The sequence below is a fragment of the Marinimicrobium sp. UBA4509 genome (assembly GCF_002388575.1).
In the GTDB taxonomy this organism is placed as follows: Bacteria; Pseudomonadota; Gammaproteobacteria; order Pseudomonadales; family Cellvibrionaceae; genus Marinimicrobium; species Marinimicrobium koreense.
On the sequence record NZ_DGMV01000051.1, the window covers coordinates 43,022 to 44,861 of the forward strand.

Sequence of the window (1,840 nt, forward strand, 5' to 3'; positions counted from 1 at the left end):
AGCGAGCGCCTGATCCGGGAAAAAGGCTACCCCGTCGCCCCGGACACCCCCCTGGCGATCATGGTCATCAGCGACCGGATTTCTGCCTTCGAATGCCTCTGGAAAGGCGAAGGCGGCATGAACGGCGTACCCGGCAAGGGCGCGGCGCTGAACGCCATTTCCAATCACTGGTTCCAGCGCTTTCGCGAAGAGGGGCTGGCCGACAGCCACATTCTGGATATTCCCCACCCTCTGGTGTGGATTGTGCAGAAAGCCCAACCGGTGATGATCGAGGCCATCTGCCGCCAGTACATCACCGGCTCCATGTGGCGCGCCTACGCCAAGGGTGAGCGCACCTTCTGCGGTATCACTCTGCCCGACGGGCTGGAGCGGGACCAGAAACTGCCCGAGCTGCTGATCACCCCCTCCACCAAAGGCATTCTCAAGGGTCTGGATGGTGTGCCGGAGGCGGATGACGTCAACATCAGCCGCGCCGATCTGGAGCGGCACTATCAGGCCTTCAACTTCCGCTCACCCAGCGATATCGACGCCTACGAGCGCTTGCTCAAAGAGGGCTTTGGGGTAATCAGCGACGATCTGGCCAAGATCGACCAGATTTTCGTCGACACCAAGTTCGAGTTTGGCTATGTCCGCAATGCCGAGGGTCAGGAAAAGCTGATCTATATGGACGAAGTCGGTACGCCGGACTCATCCCGTATCTGGGACGGCGCCCAATACCGGGAGGGCAAAGTTGTCGAGCAGTCCAAAGAAGCCTTCCGGCAGGAGTTGCTACACTACTTTGATGACCCGGATGTGCTGCTGGATAAAAGCCGTATGGACGAACGCACCGCGCTGGCCGAACAGACCGAACTGCCCCGGGAGGTGATGATGCGCGTGTCCGATACCTATGTGGGTATTGCGGAGAAAATCATTGGCCGCCCGCTGGCGCTGTCGGATAACCCGCGGGCGGAGATTATCGACACCCTGCGCAGCCAGTACGGGTTGATTCAGGACTGACGACACGCCCGACGGCGTACAATAACCAAGAACTTCCCAGACGAGCCTGTACTCTTATGTCACCACTGAAGCGACTATTTGGTTCCCGTAACAAGCAACCTTCTCTGGACGAGCAGATCAAGGCGCTGGAAGACCGCCCCGAGTCGGAGTTGCTGGCGCTGGTACAGAGCGACACCCAGGAAGCGCTGCGCGAGGCGGCCCTGAACCACCTGAGCTACAACCAGACCCTGCTCAACCTCTCGCTCGGTGATGGCAATGGCCGCCTTCAGCAGGCCGCGCGCAAGCGCATCGGCCAATTACTGGAAGAAGAGCACCTGAGTCTGGAAGAACTGTCCAAAGCGGTGTCCGATGAAGCCCAGTTACTGGCCCTGAGCAGCTACTCGTCCCGGGCCGGCCAGGCAGTACTCGAACAGATCAACGAGCCCGAACTGCTGCTGGAGCTGGCGGTGAACGGGGCCAGCATCCAGATCCGTCGGGCGGCGGCCGAGAAAATCACCACCCGCCCGGAGCTGGAAAAACTGCACAAAGCCGCCCAGGGTCGGGACAAAACCGTATACAAGCTCGCCAAACAGCGTCTGGAGGCCTTCAAGGCGGAGGACGCCCGGCGTGCCGAGGCCGAAGCCCACGCGCTGGTGATCTGTGAGAAACTCGAGCAACTGCTGCGCAGCGAACAGGACCCGCTGTTCGACGCCAAGCTCGACAAGCTGCACCAGGACTGGACCGCCCTGCCCATTACCCCACCGCAGGAACTCGCCCAACGCTACCAGCAGGCACTGGATCAGTATCGCGACAAACAGACCGAACGGGCCGAGCTGGAGGCACAACTGGCGGCTCGGGAAGAAGG

At 60.9% G+C, this 1,840-nt stretch carries 1 protein-coding gene and 1 pseudogene; both read left to right on the forward strand.

Annotated features, from left to right (window positions below):
* The coding region (locus B3520_RS09120; RefSeq protein WP_286875897.1) for a phosphoribosylaminoimidazolesuccinocarboxamide synthase at positions 1-996 on the forward strand (996 nt) is incomplete at its 5' end.
* Between the two features lie 56 nt (positions 997-1,052).
* Positions 1,053-1,840: pseudogene (locus B3520_RS09125) on the forward strand (hypothetical protein); the annotation flags it as partial.